The organism is Rhodococcus sp. WB9 (assembly GCF_007558985.1).
Classification (GTDB): Bacteria; Actinomycetota; Actinomycetes; order Mycobacteriales; family Mycobacteriaceae; genus Rhodococcus_F; species Rhodococcus_F opacus.
In genome coordinates this window covers 1,222,331-1,237,373 of record NZ_CP041769.1, presented here as the reverse complement: position 1 = coordinate 1,237,373, position 15,043 = coordinate 1,222,331, and the positions used below count along the sequence as shown (strand labels likewise).

The window sequence follows — 15,043 nt, the reverse complement described above, 5'->3', positions numbered from 1 at the left end:
GGTCACGCGGTCGCGCGGGCGATAACCTCCGTCACGACGTGTTCCGCGATGGCGAGTGACGACGTCGCACCCGGTGAGGGCGCGTTCCGGACGTGAACGACGCGTCCCGCCCCGGTGATGACGAAGTCGTCCTCGAGGCTGCCGTCGGCGTTCATCGCCTGAGCGCGGATGCCCCGGGGTCCGCGGGTGACGTCGGAGCGGCGCACGTCGGGCACGTACTTCTGCGCCTCCTTCACGAACTGTCCCGTGCTGAAGACGGTGCGGGCCTCACGGACTGCCGCCGCGGTGTTGTGCACGGCGAACCGCCAGAACCCGGGAAACCCGACCGCCGACATCACGTCCGACGCCGACCAACCCCGACGGTCGTATGCCTCCCGCCCGAAGGCGAGAAAGGCGTTCGGTCCGAGCATGATTCGCCCGTCGATCCTCTTGGTGAGGTGGACGCCGAGGAACGGGTACCGCGGGTCCGGAACCGGGTAGATCAGCCCCTTCACGAGCGAGGACCGCTCGGGCTCGAGCAGGAAGTAGTCGCCGAAGAAGGGCACCACCCGAGGTGATCGCGGTTCACCCGACATCAGTGCCACCCGGTCGGACTGCAGTCCCGCACACGTGACCACCAGGTCGAAGGCCTCGCTGCCCTGACGGGTGGTGACCACCGTTTCCGCGGTCCGGCTGTCCAGGCCCACGACCTCCCGGCCGAGGAGGACGCGTCCGCCCGCGGCGGCGATGTCCGCGGCGAGAGCCTTCGCGACCGCCACGTAGTCGATGATCGCGGTGTGCGGCGAGTGCACGGCGGCGACGCCGCGTGCGTGCGGTTCGATCTCGGGGATCTCCTCCCCCGGGACCTGGCGGATGCCGGGGACGCCGTTGGCCACCGCTCTGTCGAAGATGGCGGCCATCCGCGCCACTTCGGACGAGTCGTGGGCGACCACCACTTTGCCGCATTCCTCGTAGGCCACACCCTTGTTCTCCGCGTACTGCTGCAGGAGGGTGACGCCACGGCGGCACAGGCGCGCTTTCAGGCTGCCCGGTGGGTAGTACAGGCCGGCGTGGACGACGCCGCTGTTGTGGCCGGTCTGGTGGGCTGCGACCCGCGATTCCTTCTCGAACAGCGTTACCTCGACGCCGTCCATCCGGTGCAGAAGTTCCCGGGCGACCGCCAGACCGATGATGCCGCCGCCGATGACGGCCGCACGAACCTTCGCCATGAGCACCCCTCCGTATACCGTTCTCGAGATATCATCGATGGTATGTCGCCCACCCCTCGACGCACGTCTTTTCCCGGACTGGAGCACCTGTCCGATCGGCGTCGAGCGCTGCTGGACGAGCTCGTCAGCACTCGCCGCGAGCGCGGTCTGACGCAGACGGAGATCGCCGCCCACATGGGCACGTCGCAGTCGGCCGTGGCCCGGCTCGAACGCGGCGACGTCGACCCCCGCCTGTCGACGCTCGAACGGTATGCGGAGGCCGTGGGCCGGACGGTCGACTGGACGATCTCAGCGCACCGGGAGTCATCACCATGATCTGGCCACCACCCACCCCACCACCGGTCCCGCCGTTTCACACGCCCTGGCAGCCGGATCCCCGGCAGCCGCCCGCACCGATGCACGTCACGTCGGTGCCCGCTCCCGGTCCCGACTGGCTGGCCGAGCGCCTGTTCGACAAACGGATCGTGTCGCTGACCGGCCGACTCGACGCCGAGGCCACCAACCGCGCGGCGGCGTCGCTGGCGTTGCTCGACGCCTCGGACGACGGGGAGGTCCAGCTGTGGCTGCACGGCGTCGACGCCGACATCGACGCGGCCGCCACCCTCCTCGACACCCTCGACCTGATGGCCGTCCCGCTGCACGTCCACTGCCGCGGCGACGTTCGGGGAATGGCGATCGCCCTCCTCGCGCCCGCCGATCGCCGGACGTCGGCGTCGCACGCCACGTTCCACCTCCGCGAGCCGCAGACGTCCTGCGCCGGTCCGGCGTCGGACGTCGCCATCGCCGCGGAACATCACGAGCAGCAACTGCGGAGGCTGCAGCAGCGCATCGCCGACTCCTGCGGGCGTCCCGTCGACACGGTGATCGGTGACATGCGGGACCACCGGATCCTCACCGCCGACGAGGCGCGCGACTACGGGTTGATCGACGCCGTCACCGGCGCGCGTTCGGTCGACGGGGAGTAATCCGGCGGACGCACTCGTTGTCGGCTCCCGCGCACGAATTCGGGCGCAATTTCGAGTGCGCGAACCGAGGAAGGGTGCGGCTGTGCGGCTGGACGTCAACGGGCGGGCTCTTGCGCCCCGCACCTCGACGGGGGAATCATCCGAGGATGACGGTCGAACGATCGCGCATCACGGTCCACGGGGTCGTGCAGGGGGTCGGCTTCCGCCCGTTCGTCGCGCGACTGGCCGACGACCTCGGACTGCACGGCCACTGCGGCAACGACGACGTCAGCGTCTTCATCGAGATCGAGGGCAAGTCGGCGTCGGTGTCCGAGTTCGTGCGCCGGCTCCGCGCGGACGCGCCGCCGATGGCCGTGATCGTCGACGCGACCGCCCAGCCCGTTCCGGTGCGCGGGGACCAGTCGTTCCGGATCATCGACAGCCGGCACGTCGCCGGCGCGCGGACACTGGTGTCGCCGGACGTGGCGACGTGCGCGGATTGTCTTCGCGAACTGGCCGATCCGCACGACCGGCGGTACCGCCACCCGTTCGTCAACTGCACCAACTGCGGGCCGCGGTTCACGGTGATCACCGACCTGCCCTACGACCGGCCCAACACCACGATGGCCGAGTTCCCGCTGTGCGCGGCGTGCCTCGCCGAATACCGCGACCCCGCGGACCGACGGTTCCACGCCCAGCCGGTGTGCTGCCCCGACTGCGGTCCGCACCTGTTCGCCGAGATCGACCGGCACCGGATCGACGGGGACGACGCCGTCCTCACCGCGGTGCAGGGGGCGTTGCGGGACGGCCGGATCGTGGCGGTCAAGGGCCTCGGCGGGTTCCACCTCGTGTGCGATGCCGCCGACCCGACCGCCGTCGAGACTCTGCGGGCGCGCAAGCACCGCCCCGATAAACCGTTCGCGGTGATGACCGCGGACCTGTCCGTCGCCGCCGAGCTGTGCGAGATCTCCGAGCCCGAGAGCGCGCTGCTGCGACACGCGGCCCGGCCGATCCTGTTGCTGCGCAAGAAGAACACTGCGTCGATTGCCGACGGCATCGCGCCCGGGATCGACGACCTCGGGGTGATGCTCCCCTACACCCCGCTGCACCATCTCCTGTTCACCCGGACCCCCGGCAGCGACGTCGACCCACCGCGGGTGCTGGTCATGACGTCCGGCAATCTGAGCGGCGAGCCCCTCTGTTTCGACAACGACGACGCCCGCACGCGACTGACGGACATCGCCGACGTGTTCCTGATGCACGACCGCCGCATCGCGGTGCCCTGCGAGGATTCCGTGCTCGCGGTCGAGGCCGGGGCGGTGCTGCCGATCCGCCGCTCGCGCGGATTCGCACCGCTGCCCGTTGTGCTCCCCGCGCACGGCCCGGAGATCCTCGCGGTGGGCGCGGAGATCAAGAACACCTTCTGCCTGACCCGGCAGGACTACGCGTTCTGCTCGGCGCACCTGGGCGACATGGGCAGCCTGGAGAGTCAGCGCGCCTTCGAGACGTCGGTGCGGCAGTTGACGCATCTGCACGGCATCACCCCGGAGGCGGTGGTCGCCGACCGGCACCCCGGATATTCGACGCACCACTGGGCCCGGCGCTACAGCGACAGGACCGGCGTCCCCCTGCTCACCGTGCAGCACCACCACGCGCACGTCGCGTCGCTGATGGCCGAACACGGACTGGTCGGGACGACGGTGCTCGGTGTCGCGTTCGACGGGACCGGGTACGGCTGCGACACCACCGTGTGGGGCGGCGAACTCCTCCTCGTCGGCCCGAACATCCTCGACACGAGGCGGGTGGGGCACATCCAGCCCTTCTCGTTGCCGGGCGGTGACGCCGCCGTCCGGAATCCGTTGCGGGTGGCGCTGGCTCTGCTGCACGAGTGCGGGATCACCGACGTCGACGGGTTGCCGTGCGTGGAGGCGATCCCCCCCGCGGAACGCGCGGCCGTGGAGTCGCAACTGCACTCGGGTCTCGGTTGCGTCAGGACGACGAGCGCAGGCCGCCTGTTCGACGGCGTCGCGTCGCTGCTCGGGGTCCGGCATCGGGTCACCTACGAGGCGCAGGCCGCCATCGAACTCGAGGCCCTCGCCCGGACCGCCCTCCACCCGGCTCCCCTGGCCATGGACGTGGAGAACGACCAGCTCGAGCTGCCTCTTCTGGTGTCCGGACTGGTTGCCGGTCTCCGCGACGGGACCCCGCCCGCTGCGCTCGCACTGGGCTTCCACCATGCCCTCGCCGCTGCCACCGCCGATCTCGTCGACCGGGCCGCCACCGCGACCGGCGCGTCGACGATCGGACTCACCGGAGGAGTCTTTCAAAACCGTTTATTCCTCGCACTGGTGAGAGCACACTGGGAGAGCAGCGGTTATCGAGTCCTCACCCACCACCGGGTGCCTCCCAACGACGGAGGACTCTCCCTCGGCCAGGCGGTGATCGGTGCCGCGGCAACCATGCGCGGACCGTGACGTCGGCAGCCCCCGACCGGCCGGTCCGGGACGGGAGCTAGTGAATGACCACCACCGCAGAGGCGGGCGGGCACCTTGTCGACACGGACCTGTCTGCGGATCTCGCTGCCGCAGCATTGTCACTCGCCCGCAGATTCCATGACGGCGCGACGCTCTGGGTGATCTCACCCCAGTGGGAACCGCACGCCCATCACGTCGCCGTCGAATTCGTGCATCCCGTGATCATGGGCAAACGGGCGCTGCCGTCGGTGGCACTCGTCGAACCCGATCCGGTGGCGCAGGCCCGGGTGGCGAGCAGGCCCGGCGACATCCTGCTGGCCGTGGCGTCGGCGAACGAACCCGCCGTGGTCGACGCGATGCGCCGCGCACCGGCGTGGGGCGCGATGACGCTGTGGATCGGGGCGGGCCCCCGACCTCCGGCCGGTGCGGCGAACCACATCCTCTGGGTCGACTCGGAGGATCCGATGGTGCCGGCCACCGGGCGGTTCGTCCTCATGTATCACCTGCTGTGGGAACTCACCCACGTCTGCTTCGAGCACTCGGGACTGCTGAAGCCCGACGCCGAGGAGTGCGACGAGACGGTCTGCGTCACGTGCAGCGACGAGGGGCGTCTCGGTGAGGTAGTGATCGAGCCGGCCGAACCGCTCGGACCTGCCCTGGTCCGCACCGCCGCGGGCGAGGAGTGGGTGGACGTCAGCGTCCTCGGCGACGTCCAGCCCAACGACCTCGTCCTGGTGCACGCGGGTGCCGCGATCACACGACTCGACGACGCCGGTCAGGAGGCGAACCGATGACGACACACGACTCGGAGAGCACGAGCTTCCTCTACCCGTTCATCGATTCGGAGGAAACCGACGCCCAGAGCCTCCTCGACGACCTCGCCGCCTCCGCGCGGGGGAAGGCCGCCGAGAGCGCGCGCCTGCAGAAGGAGTCCCTCGACGAGTACGGCGACGGCCTGACCGCGGCTGGCATCGACATGGCCGACAGATTCCGTCGCGGCGGCCGGCTCTACACGTTCGGCAACGGCGGCAGCTCCACCGACGCCGCCACGCTCGCGTCGCTGTTCAGCCGTCCCGCCCGCGGACGGCCGGTGGCGGCGTGGTCGCTCGCCGCCGATCAGGCCGTGGTGACGGCGCTCGGCAACGACGTGGGTTTCGATCTGATCTTCAAGCGGCAGATCATCGCGCACGCCCGGGACCGGGACGTCGCGATCGCACTGTCGACGTCGGGCAACTCCGACGATCTGATGACAGCGCTCACCGAGGCGAAACAGCGGGGGCTGCTGACCATCGGATTCGCCGGGCACGAGGGCGGCCGGATGGCGGCGATGGCGTCCGCCGGCGAACTCGACTTCTGCTACACCGTCCACTCGCAGAGCATCCACCGGATCCAGGAGAGCCACGCGATGCTCGGGTACCGGCTGTGGTCGGTGGCCCAGGAACACATGGCGCGGCCCGCTCCCAGCTCCGTGGAGGCTTCATGAGCACCACCGAACCGGCAACCTCGGCGGAACGGGAAGACCGGGTCCTCGAGCGGATCGACAAGTTCCGGCAACGCCGGCCGCGGCTGCTGGACGAGGTGGTGACCCTCGCTCACGGTGCGGGCGGGAAGTCGTCGGCGGCCCTCGTCGACGCGGTGTTCGTCGAGGCGTTCCGCAACGAGGAACTCGAGCAACTCGGTGACGCGGCCGCGCTCACCATGCCGTCGGGTGAGCGGCTCGCGTTCTCCACCGACTCGTACGTGGTTCAGCCACTGCGTTTTCCCGGCGGTTCCATCGGGCATCTCGCGGTGCACGGGACGGTGAACGATCTCGCCGTGTCCGGTGCGCGCCCGCGGTGGTTGTCGGCGGCGTTCGTCATCGAGGAGGGCTTCCCGATCGCCGAACTGCGGGAGATCGTCGCCGACATGAGCGAGGCGGCCGTCCTGTCCGGAGTGCAGATCGTCACCGGCGACACCAAAGTCGTCGGCAAGGGCGCCGCCGACGGCGTCTACATCTCCACCGCCGGTGTCGGCGTCATCCCGGAGGGCAGGCGGCTGTCGGCGGATCTCGTGCGCGCCGGCGACAAGGTGCTGTTGTCGGGCACCATCGGCGCCCACGGCATGGCGGTCATGCTCGCCCGCGGCGACCTGGCCATCGAGGCCGACATCGCCTCCGACACGGCCCCGGTGAACTCGCTGGTGGAGACGCTGCTGGACGCGGCACCGTCGACGCGGTGGATGCGGGACGCCACCCGCGGCGGCGTCGGCACCGTGTGCAACGAACTCGCTCACGCCTGCCAGCTCGCCGTGATCGTGGACGAGCAGTCCCTGCCCATCGAGCCGCAGGTGCTGGGCGCCTGCGACATGCTCGGCATCGACCCGCTGTACGTCGCGAACGAGGGGAAGTTCGTCGCGATCGTCGCGGCGGACGAGGCGGATGCGGCCGTCGCGGCGATGCGATCCCACCCGAGGGGAGCCGATGCCACCGTGGTGGGCGAGATCCTGGCCGAACCGCCGGGCATCGTCGCACTGCGAACCTCGTTCGGCGGCAGCCGGATCGTCGACATGCTCGTCGGCGACCCGCTCCCCCGAATCTGCTGAAGAACAGCCCGAGAAGGAGAACCACGATGTGTCTGGGGATACCCGGTCAGGTGGTCGACATCGTCGACGCCGAACAGCATCTGGCCAAGGTGGACGTGAACGGCGTCCAGAGAACGATCAGTGTGCGACTGCTCGCCGAAGAAGGTCTCGTCGTCGGTGACTGGGTGCTCGTGCACGTCGGTTTCGCGATGGCGAAGATCGACGAGATCGAGGCGCAGCTGACGCTGGATCAGGTGCAGAAGATGGGCGCCGACTACGTGAACGAGATCGACGCGTTCAACTCGTCCGAAATCGCGTGACTACAGCAAGAGCGAGGTAACAGGGATGAAGTTCGTCGACGAATTCCGGGACCCGGCGGCGGCACGCGCCCTGGTCAAATCCATCACCGAACTGGCCCGTGGCGACGAGTTCAAATTCATGGAGGTGTGCGGCGGGCACACCCACACCATCTACCGGCACGGCATCGAGCATCTCCTGCCGGAATCGGTCGAACTGGTGCACGGACCGGGATGTCCGGTGTGCGTCATCCCCATGGGCCGTGTCGACGACGCCATGTGGCTTGCCGAACAGCCCGGCGTCATCTTCACGACGTTCGGCGACATGATGCGGGTGCCCGGATCCAAGGGCAATCTCATCGAGGCCAAGGCCCGCGGCGCGGACGTCCGCTTCGTGTACTCGCCGCTGGACGCGCTGAAGGTGGCGCTCGACAATCCCGACCACCAGGTGGTGTTCTTCGCCGTCGGGTTCGAGACGACGGCGCCGTCCACCGCGGTGACGTTGGTGCGCGCGCGGGCGCTGGGCGTAAAGAACTTCAGTGTGTTCTGCAATCACGTCACGATCGTGCCGCCGATCAAGGCCATCCTCGAGTCCCCCGACCTGCGGTTGTCGGGTTTTCTCGGTCCGGGCCACGTGTCCACCGTGGTGGGGCTGCGGCCGTACCGGTTCGTGTCCGAGGTGTACGGCAAACCGATGGTCGTCGCGGGCTTCGAGCCACTCGACATCCTCGCGTCGGTGCACATGCTGCTCCAGCAGATCCGGGAGGGCCGCTGCGAGATCGAGAACCAGTACAAGCGCGTGGTGCGCGCGGAGGGCAACGTGCAGGCGCTGAAGCTGATGGCCGAAACGTTCGAATTGCGCCCGCACTTCGAGTGGCGCGGGCTCGGGTTCATCTCGCAGAGCGCGCTCAAGGTCCACCGCAACTACGCGGAGTTCGACGCCGAGGAGAAGTTCTCGATGCCGGGTGTGCGGGTCGCGGATCCGAAGGCGTGCCAGTGCGGTGAGGTTCTCAAAGGCGTCATCAAACCGTGGGAATGCAAGGTCTTCGGGACGGCCTGCACACCGGAGACGCCGATCGGCACGTGCATGGTGTCCCCCGAGGGCGCGTGCGCCGCGTACTACAACTTCGGCCGGCTCCACCGCGAGACGGCGCAATTGCTGGGGCAGCGAGGCTGATCGGTGATGCCGCGCGAACACAGGTTGCCGTCCGGGCATCGCGTGTTCGCGCAGTATGCGCACGCCCCGAATGCCTTGGGCTACTGCGGCCCTCCCGGTTCGGAGCGACTGCAGGCGGTCGCGTGCGGTGCGGCGCCGGATACCGACGTGGTGGCGTTGGCGAAGCAGTTCAGCGGCGCCTGGCCGTACCAGGAGGTGATCGCCCAGCTCGCCGGAATACCGGACCCCTTGGACGAGAGAGTCGTTCGAGCCTACTGGACCTCGGACGAACTCTCCGACCGCGTCGACCGCGCCGAGTTCGGCGCGGCACTGCTCGCCCGCCTCGCGTCGCAGGCCGGCCACTACTGGAAACACCTCACCGAGGATCTGCTCGGGGAGGCGGCGCCCACCCACAACTTTCACGTGTTCGGGGTGTATCCGTGGTCGCGGCTGCTGGACACCGGAATGCCACAGCCACTACAGGTTCTCGACTCGTGCCGCATCCGCTGGGGTGAGGTGGTGGGTCTCGATGACGATCGCGCCGTGGTCCGGTCCCGGCGACTGCACTGGGACGGAACCCGGCTGTCGCTCGGCCCCGAGCAGGACGACCCGGCCGACTACCGCGTGCCCGAGGGAACTTTTGTGCGCCATCTCGCCGTGGGTGACCGGGTGGCGGTGCACTGGGATTTCGTGTGTGACCGCCTCGACCCGGACCGGGTCGAACGATTACAGCGGCAGACGGAATGGCAACTTGCACAGACCAATCGACGCCTTGCCGGGGAGGTGCCCACCACATCACCGAACCAGACCGACGCGAACGTTTCCCCGTTACCATGACTACAACTCACGGCCTGTGGCCGGATCGGAGCGACATGAAGAAGATTCTCAATTCCCTGTCCGAGGACGAGTTCGTGCTGATTCGTGAAACCAAGAAGTCGCAGATGACCGATCTCGACGAGGACGCGCTGATCACGCTGCACACCCGCATTCGCCGCGCCCGGAACAAGCACGTCAAGCTGTACCGCCAGGAAGGCGCGGCGAAGGTCGAAAACAAGGGTGCGCGTGGGGCCGGGAAGGCGGCCAACGTGCGCAACGCCGACAAGGCGGAGGTCTTCGAGGCGGCACTGAGCCGGGTGAGCGGCCAGTTGGCGACGGCGGCCCGCGCCAGCGCCCGGGACCTGAAGGACGAACGCCTCGCCCGTGCCCGCAGCGACTCCCCGTCCTTCAGCGAACTCGGCGACAGCAACGGCAAGGTCGGCTCCTCCGGCAAGGCCCGCGTCGACGCCACCCGGAAATCATCCGGCCGCAAGAAGTACGAGGCCTCCACCATCGCCGCAGGCGCACGACGGCAAGCGAAGAAGGACAAGCGGTAAGGCCCCGTCGCCCGTCGTCAGACGCGCACCACGCGCATCCCCGCGGCTTCGAAAGACGCGGTCTCCTCGGTGTCGGCCGAGTCGTCGGTGACGATCGTGGTTCCCGGAGGGATCGGCGCCCACGCATGGAAGGGGCGCTGCCCGAGCTTCGCCGCGTGCGCGAGCACGTACACCTCGTCGGCGCGTTCGATCATGATCTCCTTGAGGCGGGTCTGTTCCAGTTCGGCCTCGCAGATGCCCAGATCCGCGGTGACGGCGTCCGCGCCGAGAAACGCGCGGTCGAAGGTGACGCGTTGGAGCGTGGCCTCGGCGAGTGGGCCGACGAACCCCTGGCTGAGGTGGCGAAGGGTTCCGCCGATGCACTCGACGCGCACGGAGTCGGCGTCGGCGAGCGATTCGAGGGCCGTGAGACCGGCCGCAATGACGGTGATGTCGTCGATCTCGCGCAGAAACTCCCCCATCGCACCCACGGTGGTTCCGGCGTCGAGCAGGATGGTCTCGCCTGGCCGGACCTGGCTCGCGGCCCATTCCGCGATCGCCCGCTTCGCGTCGAATCCCTCGAGAGCGCGCTGGCGGAGTGACGATTCCTGCTGGGGGTCGAGCGCGATCGCGCCACCGTAGGTTCGGGCGATCAGACCCTGGGACGTGAGCTGGCTCAGGTCCCGCCGGATGGTGGAGGCGGTGACACCGAACTGCGCCGACAGGTCGTCGACGCTGGCCAACCCGCTCGACCGGGCCAGTCGCACGATCTCGGATCGGCGTGCTTCCGACTCGCGAACCGCCATGTTTCGTCCCCCTACTTCACAACCGCTGTGCTGGTTGCCAATTCGGCAGCCTGACGAAGAGCTTCGACCATACTACCGGCCTCGGCAATACCCTTGCCTGCGATGTCGAAGGCGGTGCCGTGGTCGACGGACGTCCGGATGACGGGCAGTCCCACCGTGATGTTGACGCCCGCCTCGATGCCGAGGACTTTCACCGGTCCGTGCCCCTGGTCGTGGTACATCGCCACGATGAGGTCGTAGTCGCCGCGCCCCGCGAGGAAGAACGCGGTATCCGCCGGCAAGGGTCCGTGGACGTCGATACCGTCCGCCTTCAGCACCTCGACCGCGGGAATGATCTTCTGCTCCTCTTCCCCGTAGCCGAACAGCCCGTGCTCGCCGGCGTGCGGGTTGATGCCGCACACCCCGATCTTCGGCTCCGGGATACCGGAGCGCACCAGCGCGTCGTGCCCACGCCGGATCGTCCGCTCGACGAGCCCGGGTTCGATCTTCGCGACGGCGTCGAGCAGGCCGATGTGGGTGGTCACGTGGATCACCTTCAGCTTGGGAGTCGACAGCATCATGGACACCTCCTCCGTGCCGGTGAGGTGCGCGAGAAGTTCCGTGTGCCCCGGGAAGATGTGGCCGGCGGCGTGCAGCGCCTCCTTGTTGAGCGGGGCTGTGCAGATCGCCTGCACCTCCCCGCGTACCGCGAGTTCGCTGGCGACGCGGATGTACTCGTACGCGGCGTGCCCGGCGACCGAGGACAGTTCGCCCCACGGCAGGTCGTCGGGAAGGAGGTCGAGATCGATGACGTTGACGCGCCCGGGTACCGACTCGGCGTCCGCGACCGACTCGACGGTCACGATATCGACGTCGATGCCGAGCACATTCGCCGCGAGACGAAGCCGCTTCGCGTCGCCGATGACGACCGGTGTGCACCAGGACCGGGTGGCCTCGTCCAGCAAGGCGGGAACGATCACCTCGGGGCCGATTCCGGCGCCGTCGCCCATGGTGACGGCGACGACGGGAAGGTTCGCGGTATCAGTTGACGCTGTCATGTGAGGTCCTCGCTGTGTGGGGGTGTGGGTGGGCGGCTGAGCGCCGCGCAGGTAGGCCGCGATCGCGGAGAGACTGGTCGCGTCGCCGAAGCTGCCGGGCCTCGTGACGACTCGCCGTCCGTCGGACGCCAGGGAGGCGACGGCGCCGTGGTGGACTTCGTGGACCGGCCGAAGCGACGCGATCCCCAGGGCGTCGACGACGGCCCGCGCCGTCTCCCCGCCGGTGAGCACGAGATCGGATCGGCGGTCGGTCTGCAGGGCGGCGACGAGTCGGCCGAGCGCCGCCGACAACGTCCGGGCGTTGGACGGGTCCACGTCCCCGGTGACCGTCACCACGGCCTGGCCGCTGTCGAGTGCGCGGCGCAGGGGCCCGGTGTCGACGGCGCCGAGCAGAAGCGCCCGGGCGTCGACGGGCACGTGCCGGGCTCCGTCGGCGACGAGTGCGGCCACCTGTTGCACGGCAACGGGTTCCGCCGTCCCGACGACGGTGAGCACGGATTCGGGGTGGGTGGTCGCCGGGGCGGGAACGTCGCGACGGGGCAGCGTGCGCGCCACGGCGGCGGCGAGGGCGGACGTCCCGACCAGTCGCACCCCGGGAAATGCGCGGCAGGCCAGGACTATCGAATCGAGGTCGGCGTCCGTCTCGACGTCGCAGATCGCGATGGCGCCGTCGGACGCTGCGCGGGCCAGCGCCTCGGCGACATCGGCACCGCGGGGCACGTTCCGGGCGGGTCGGCCCGGGAAGAGTGCCGCGATCGACTCCGGGGGCTGCGTGGATTCCGCCGACCAGGCGCCGGCGGCGTGGAGCGGTGTCGAACCGAGGTGCACGGTGCCGCCGCGCACGGTCCGGTCGACTGCAGGAAGGCCGGCTGCGAAAACCACCAAGCCGGTGTCGGCGAGGATTCCCACCTCGGGCCCGATGTTTCCGCGGAGGAGTGAGTCGATCTTCTTCACCACGAGCGCATCGGACGGAACTCGGGCGAGCGCGTGCCGAACCGCGCGTGCCGCATCCTCCGGGCTCATCGACCGCGTATCGAGATCCGCGATGACGACTCCGCCCGGTTCATGCGTTTCGGCGGCGCCGAGAAGGAGCGATACGGGCGCACTCCGATCGAGGAACGCGCTCGCCACTTCCGCGGCACCGGACAGGTCGTCGGCGAAGACCGCGACGGTCGGATCGGATCCGATCGATTTCGGTCTCATGATGCCGCCTTCGCCGGGGAATCTGCGCGTTTCGTGCATTTCATGGTAGCAGTTTTGCGCGTTACGCGCAGACTGTTCACAGGGATGCTCCCGCGCACTGCACGATCGCCTGACCCGTGATACTTCCGCCGTACGGTCCCAGGAGGAATCCGATCAGTCCTGCCACCTCGCCGGGGGCGATGAATCGACCGAGCGGCGGGACCCGCGGAGGCGTCGACGTGCGAGCCGGATCGTTCAGCATCGGAGTGTCCGTCGGACCGGGGGCAACCACGTTGACAGTGATCGCCCGGTCCACCAACTCCGCAGCCCAGGACCGCGACATTCCCACGAGTGCCGACTTGGTGGCGACGTACTGACTCTTGCCCGCCGCTCCGGACATCGTGCGGCTGCCGACCAGGACCACCCGGCCGCCGTTGCGCATCGACGGAGCGAGCGCATTGACGAGAACCTCCGCGGCTGCGACGTGAATCCGCCACATCTTCAGGCCGTCGTCGACCTGCAGTTTCCCGAGAGGTGCTGAGGATTGCAGGCCGGCGGCGTGCACGACAGCGTCCACCGAACCGGCGGCGGCCGCGTGCTCCGAGAGTGCGTCGAGGTCGCCGAGATCGACGGCCGTCCAGGAGAATCGGTCGTCGTCGATGCCGGGGTCGCGGCGGCTGAATCCGGTGACCGACCATCCGTCGCCGAGAAGCTGCCGGGCGGTGGCGGCGCCGATGCCGGAGCTGACCCCGGTCACGAGCGCCCGCTTCGGTCCGCCCGGCGTCACGACCGGCTCCCGTCGGCGATCCAGCCGGCCTCGAGCTCGACGTATTCGATCGCCTGACGGAACCGGGTGAACGCCACGTGCAGGCGGCCGTCGTTCCCGGTGGTGATACTGGGGTACGAGTACTCGCGGTTCAGGCCGTCGCGGGAGTTGTTGGACAGGCAGTAGCCGTCCCCGGTCTCGAGGTCCCGGCGAAGCGGCCAGGTGCGGCCGCCGTCCTCGGAGATCGCCAGCGTCATCGGCGCTCGGGGCGCACCCCAGAACGCGCTGCGGGAGTCGCCGTCGTCGAGGGGCTGCGGTTCCACGTCCGACGCGGCCGGTACCTCGTCGGCGAGTCCGTCGTCGTCGATCTCGTCGTAGAGGGACGTCCGCCGCGCGTTGGCGTCGGCGGCGCTGGACTCGTTGAACACCAGGGCGAGCCGGTCTTCGGGCAGGACGACGAACTGGACGGACGAGTTGTTGTTGGGCAGTTCGGTGGCCACCGGCTCGGTCCAGGTGTCGCCGTCGTCGGTCGAGGTGCTGCGGTAGATCGAGTCCGCCCAGCGGCTGCGATAGAGGGCCACGAGGGTGCCGTCGGCGAGGCGGCCGATGTTCATGTGCACGCAGCCGACGCTGCCCGGCACAGTCACCTCGCGCCAGGAGTCGCCGTGATCGTCGGAGATCATCACGCTGCTGTAGTCGCGATCGCCCACCCACTTGCGGCCCTCGATGCGGACGCAGTGGAACACGGGGAGCAGGAGCCGCCCGGTCGGGAGTGCGACCACCGGCTGTCGCACGAACACACCCCCGGCGTCGGTCTCCGGCAGCAGCACGTGCGCCTCGCCCCACGTTCGGCCGCCGTCGGCGGAGATGCGCCGCATCACCCGTGCGGTGTCCTGGTTGCCGGCATGCTGAGACGTCCACAGGAGCCACACGGTTTCCGTATTCGTCACGTGGAGAACAGGATTCTGTTCCGAACGAGTCGGATCGTCGGACAGCTGCACCGGCTCCGACCACGCGTCTGCATCCGAGGCGAGCCGGGAGAACCAGACGCTGATGTCCGGCACGCCCTCCTGGGTGCCCGCGAACCACACGCATCCGAGGGATCCGTCCGGCAGGACGGTGAGATTCGCCGCGTGGTTCTGCACCTGCGGTGCGGGAAGCAGAGCGTCGCGGCGGCCGTTCTCGGCGGCGGGACGAACGACGCCGTCGGCGGATCGGGTGTCGGTTGCGGGACTCGGTGTGGTCATCTGCGTCTCCAGTGCG

At 69.2% G+C, this 15,043-nt stretch carries 15 protein-coding genes; 10 read left to right on the top strand and 5 right to left on the bottom strand.

Features of this window, described 5'->3' with window-relative positions:
- Window positions 1-2 precede the first annotated feature (2 nt).
- The gene (lhgO, locus tag FND50_RS05960) at window positions 3-1,208 is read right to left on the bottom strand and encodes an L-2-hydroxyglutarate oxidase (protein ID WP_144285108.1); all 1,206 of its coding nucleotides are present in this window, start codon (window positions 1,206-1,208) and stop codon (window positions 3-5) included.
- Between the two features lie 42 nt (window positions 1,209-1,250).
- On the opposite strand from lhgO, the gene FND50_RS05955 reads away from it, so the two are divergent.
- From FND50_RS05955 to FND50_RS05910, 10 genes are all read left to right on the top strand, one after another.
- Window positions 1,251-1,523 carry a helix-turn-helix transcriptional regulator gene (locus tag FND50_RS05955; RefSeq protein WP_144285107.1) on the top strand — a complete coding sequence of 91 codons (273 nt, stop codon included), beginning with the start codon at window positions 1,251-1,253 and terminating at the stop codon, window positions 1,521-1,523.
- Between the two features lie 80 nt (window positions 1,524-1,603).
- The gene (locus tag FND50_RS05950) at window positions 1,604-2,173 is read left to right on the top strand and encodes an ATP-dependent Clp protease proteolytic subunit (protein WP_144288987.1); all 570 of its coding nucleotides are present in this window, start codon (window positions 1,604-1,606) and stop codon (window positions 2,171-2,173) included.
- Window positions 2,174-2,319: 146 nt separating this feature from the next.
- Complete coding sequence (gene hypF / locus FND50_RS05945) at window positions 2,320-4,626, top strand: carbamoyltransferase HypF (protein WP_144285106.1); 2,307 nt, start codon at window positions 2,320-2,322, stop codon at window positions 4,624-4,626.
- A 44-nt stretch (window positions 4,627-4,670) separates the two neighbouring features.
- Window positions 4,671-5,420, top strand: a complete 750-nt coding sequence (locus FND50_RS05940) for a HypC/HybG/HupF family hydrogenase formation chaperone (protein WP_016884043.1) — start codon at window positions 4,671-4,673, stop codon at window positions 5,418-5,420.
- Window positions 5,417-6,109: an SIS domain-containing protein gene (locus FND50_RS05935; protein ID WP_144285105.1), complete on the top strand. Its 693-nt coding sequence runs from the start codon at window positions 5,417-5,419 to the stop codon at window positions 6,107-6,109. Before FND50_RS05940 ends, FND50_RS05935 begins: the two co-directional genes overlap by 4 nt.
- Complete coding sequence (gene hypE, locus FND50_RS05930; protein ID WP_144285104.1) at window positions 6,106-7,206, top strand: hydrogenase expression/formation protein HypE; 1,101 nt, start codon at window positions 6,106-6,108, stop codon at window positions 7,204-7,206. The genes FND50_RS05935 and hypE overlap by 4 nt, the downstream gene beginning before the upstream one ends.
- A 26-nt stretch (window positions 7,207-7,232) precedes the next feature.
- Window positions 7,233-7,505 (top strand): HypC/HybG/HupF family hydrogenase formation chaperone, encoded by a 273-nt coding sequence (locus FND50_RS05925; RefSeq protein WP_005244643.1) that lies wholly within the window; start codon window positions 7,233-7,235, stop codon window positions 7,503-7,505.
- Between the two features lie 25 nt (window positions 7,506-7,530).
- Window positions 7,531-8,658 carry a hydrogenase formation protein HypD gene (hypD, locus tag FND50_RS05920; RefSeq protein ID WP_005258643.1) on the top strand — a complete coding sequence of 376 codons (1,128 nt, stop codon included), beginning with the start codon at window positions 7,531-7,533 and terminating at the stop codon, window positions 8,656-8,658.
- Window positions 8,659-8,664: 6 nt separating this feature from the next.
- Entirely contained in the window at window positions 8,665-9,474 is an 810-nt protein-coding gene (locus FND50_RS05915; RefSeq protein WP_144285103.1) for a DUF6390 family protein, read from the top strand.
- A 35-nt stretch (window positions 9,475-9,509) separates the two neighbouring features.
- Entirely contained in the window at window positions 9,510-10,010 is a 501-nt protein-coding gene (locus FND50_RS05910; protein WP_144288986.1) for a hypothetical protein, read from the top strand.
- A gap of 17 nt (window positions 10,011-10,027) precedes the next feature.
- On the opposite strand, the gene FND50_RS05905 is transcribed toward FND50_RS05910, so the two are convergent.
- The 4 genes from FND50_RS05905 to FND50_RS05890 all read right to left on the bottom strand — a co-directional run bounded on the left by FND50_RS05905 (window position 10,028) and on the right by FND50_RS05890 (window position 15,027).
- Window positions 10,028-10,795 carry a DeoR/GlpR family DNA-binding transcription regulator gene (locus FND50_RS05905; protein WP_144285102.1) on the bottom strand — a complete coding sequence of 256 codons (768 nt, stop codon included), beginning with the start codon at window positions 10,793-10,795 and terminating at the stop codon, window positions 10,028-10,030.
- 11 nt (window positions 10,796-10,806) lie between these two features.
- Window positions 10,807-13,035, bottom strand: coding sequence for a 4-hydroxythreonine-4-phosphate dehydrogenase PdxA (gene pdxA / locus FND50_RS05900; protein WP_144285101.1), 2,229 nt, complete (start codon window positions 13,033-13,035; stop codon window positions 10,807-10,809).
- 76 nt (window positions 13,036-13,111) lie between these two features.
- On the bottom strand, window positions 13,112-13,801 hold the full coding sequence (locus tag FND50_RS05895; protein WP_144285100.1) for an SDR family NAD(P)-dependent oxidoreductase: 690 nt from the start codon (window positions 13,799-13,801) through the stop codon (window positions 13,112-13,114).
- Complete coding sequence (locus FND50_RS05890) at window positions 13,798-15,027, bottom strand: exo-alpha-sialidase (RefSeq protein ID WP_144285099.1); 1,230 nt, start codon at window positions 15,025-15,027, stop codon at window positions 13,798-13,800. Before FND50_RS05890 ends, FND50_RS05895 begins: the two co-directional genes overlap by 4 nt.
- Window positions 15,028-15,043: the final 16 nt, after the last annotated feature.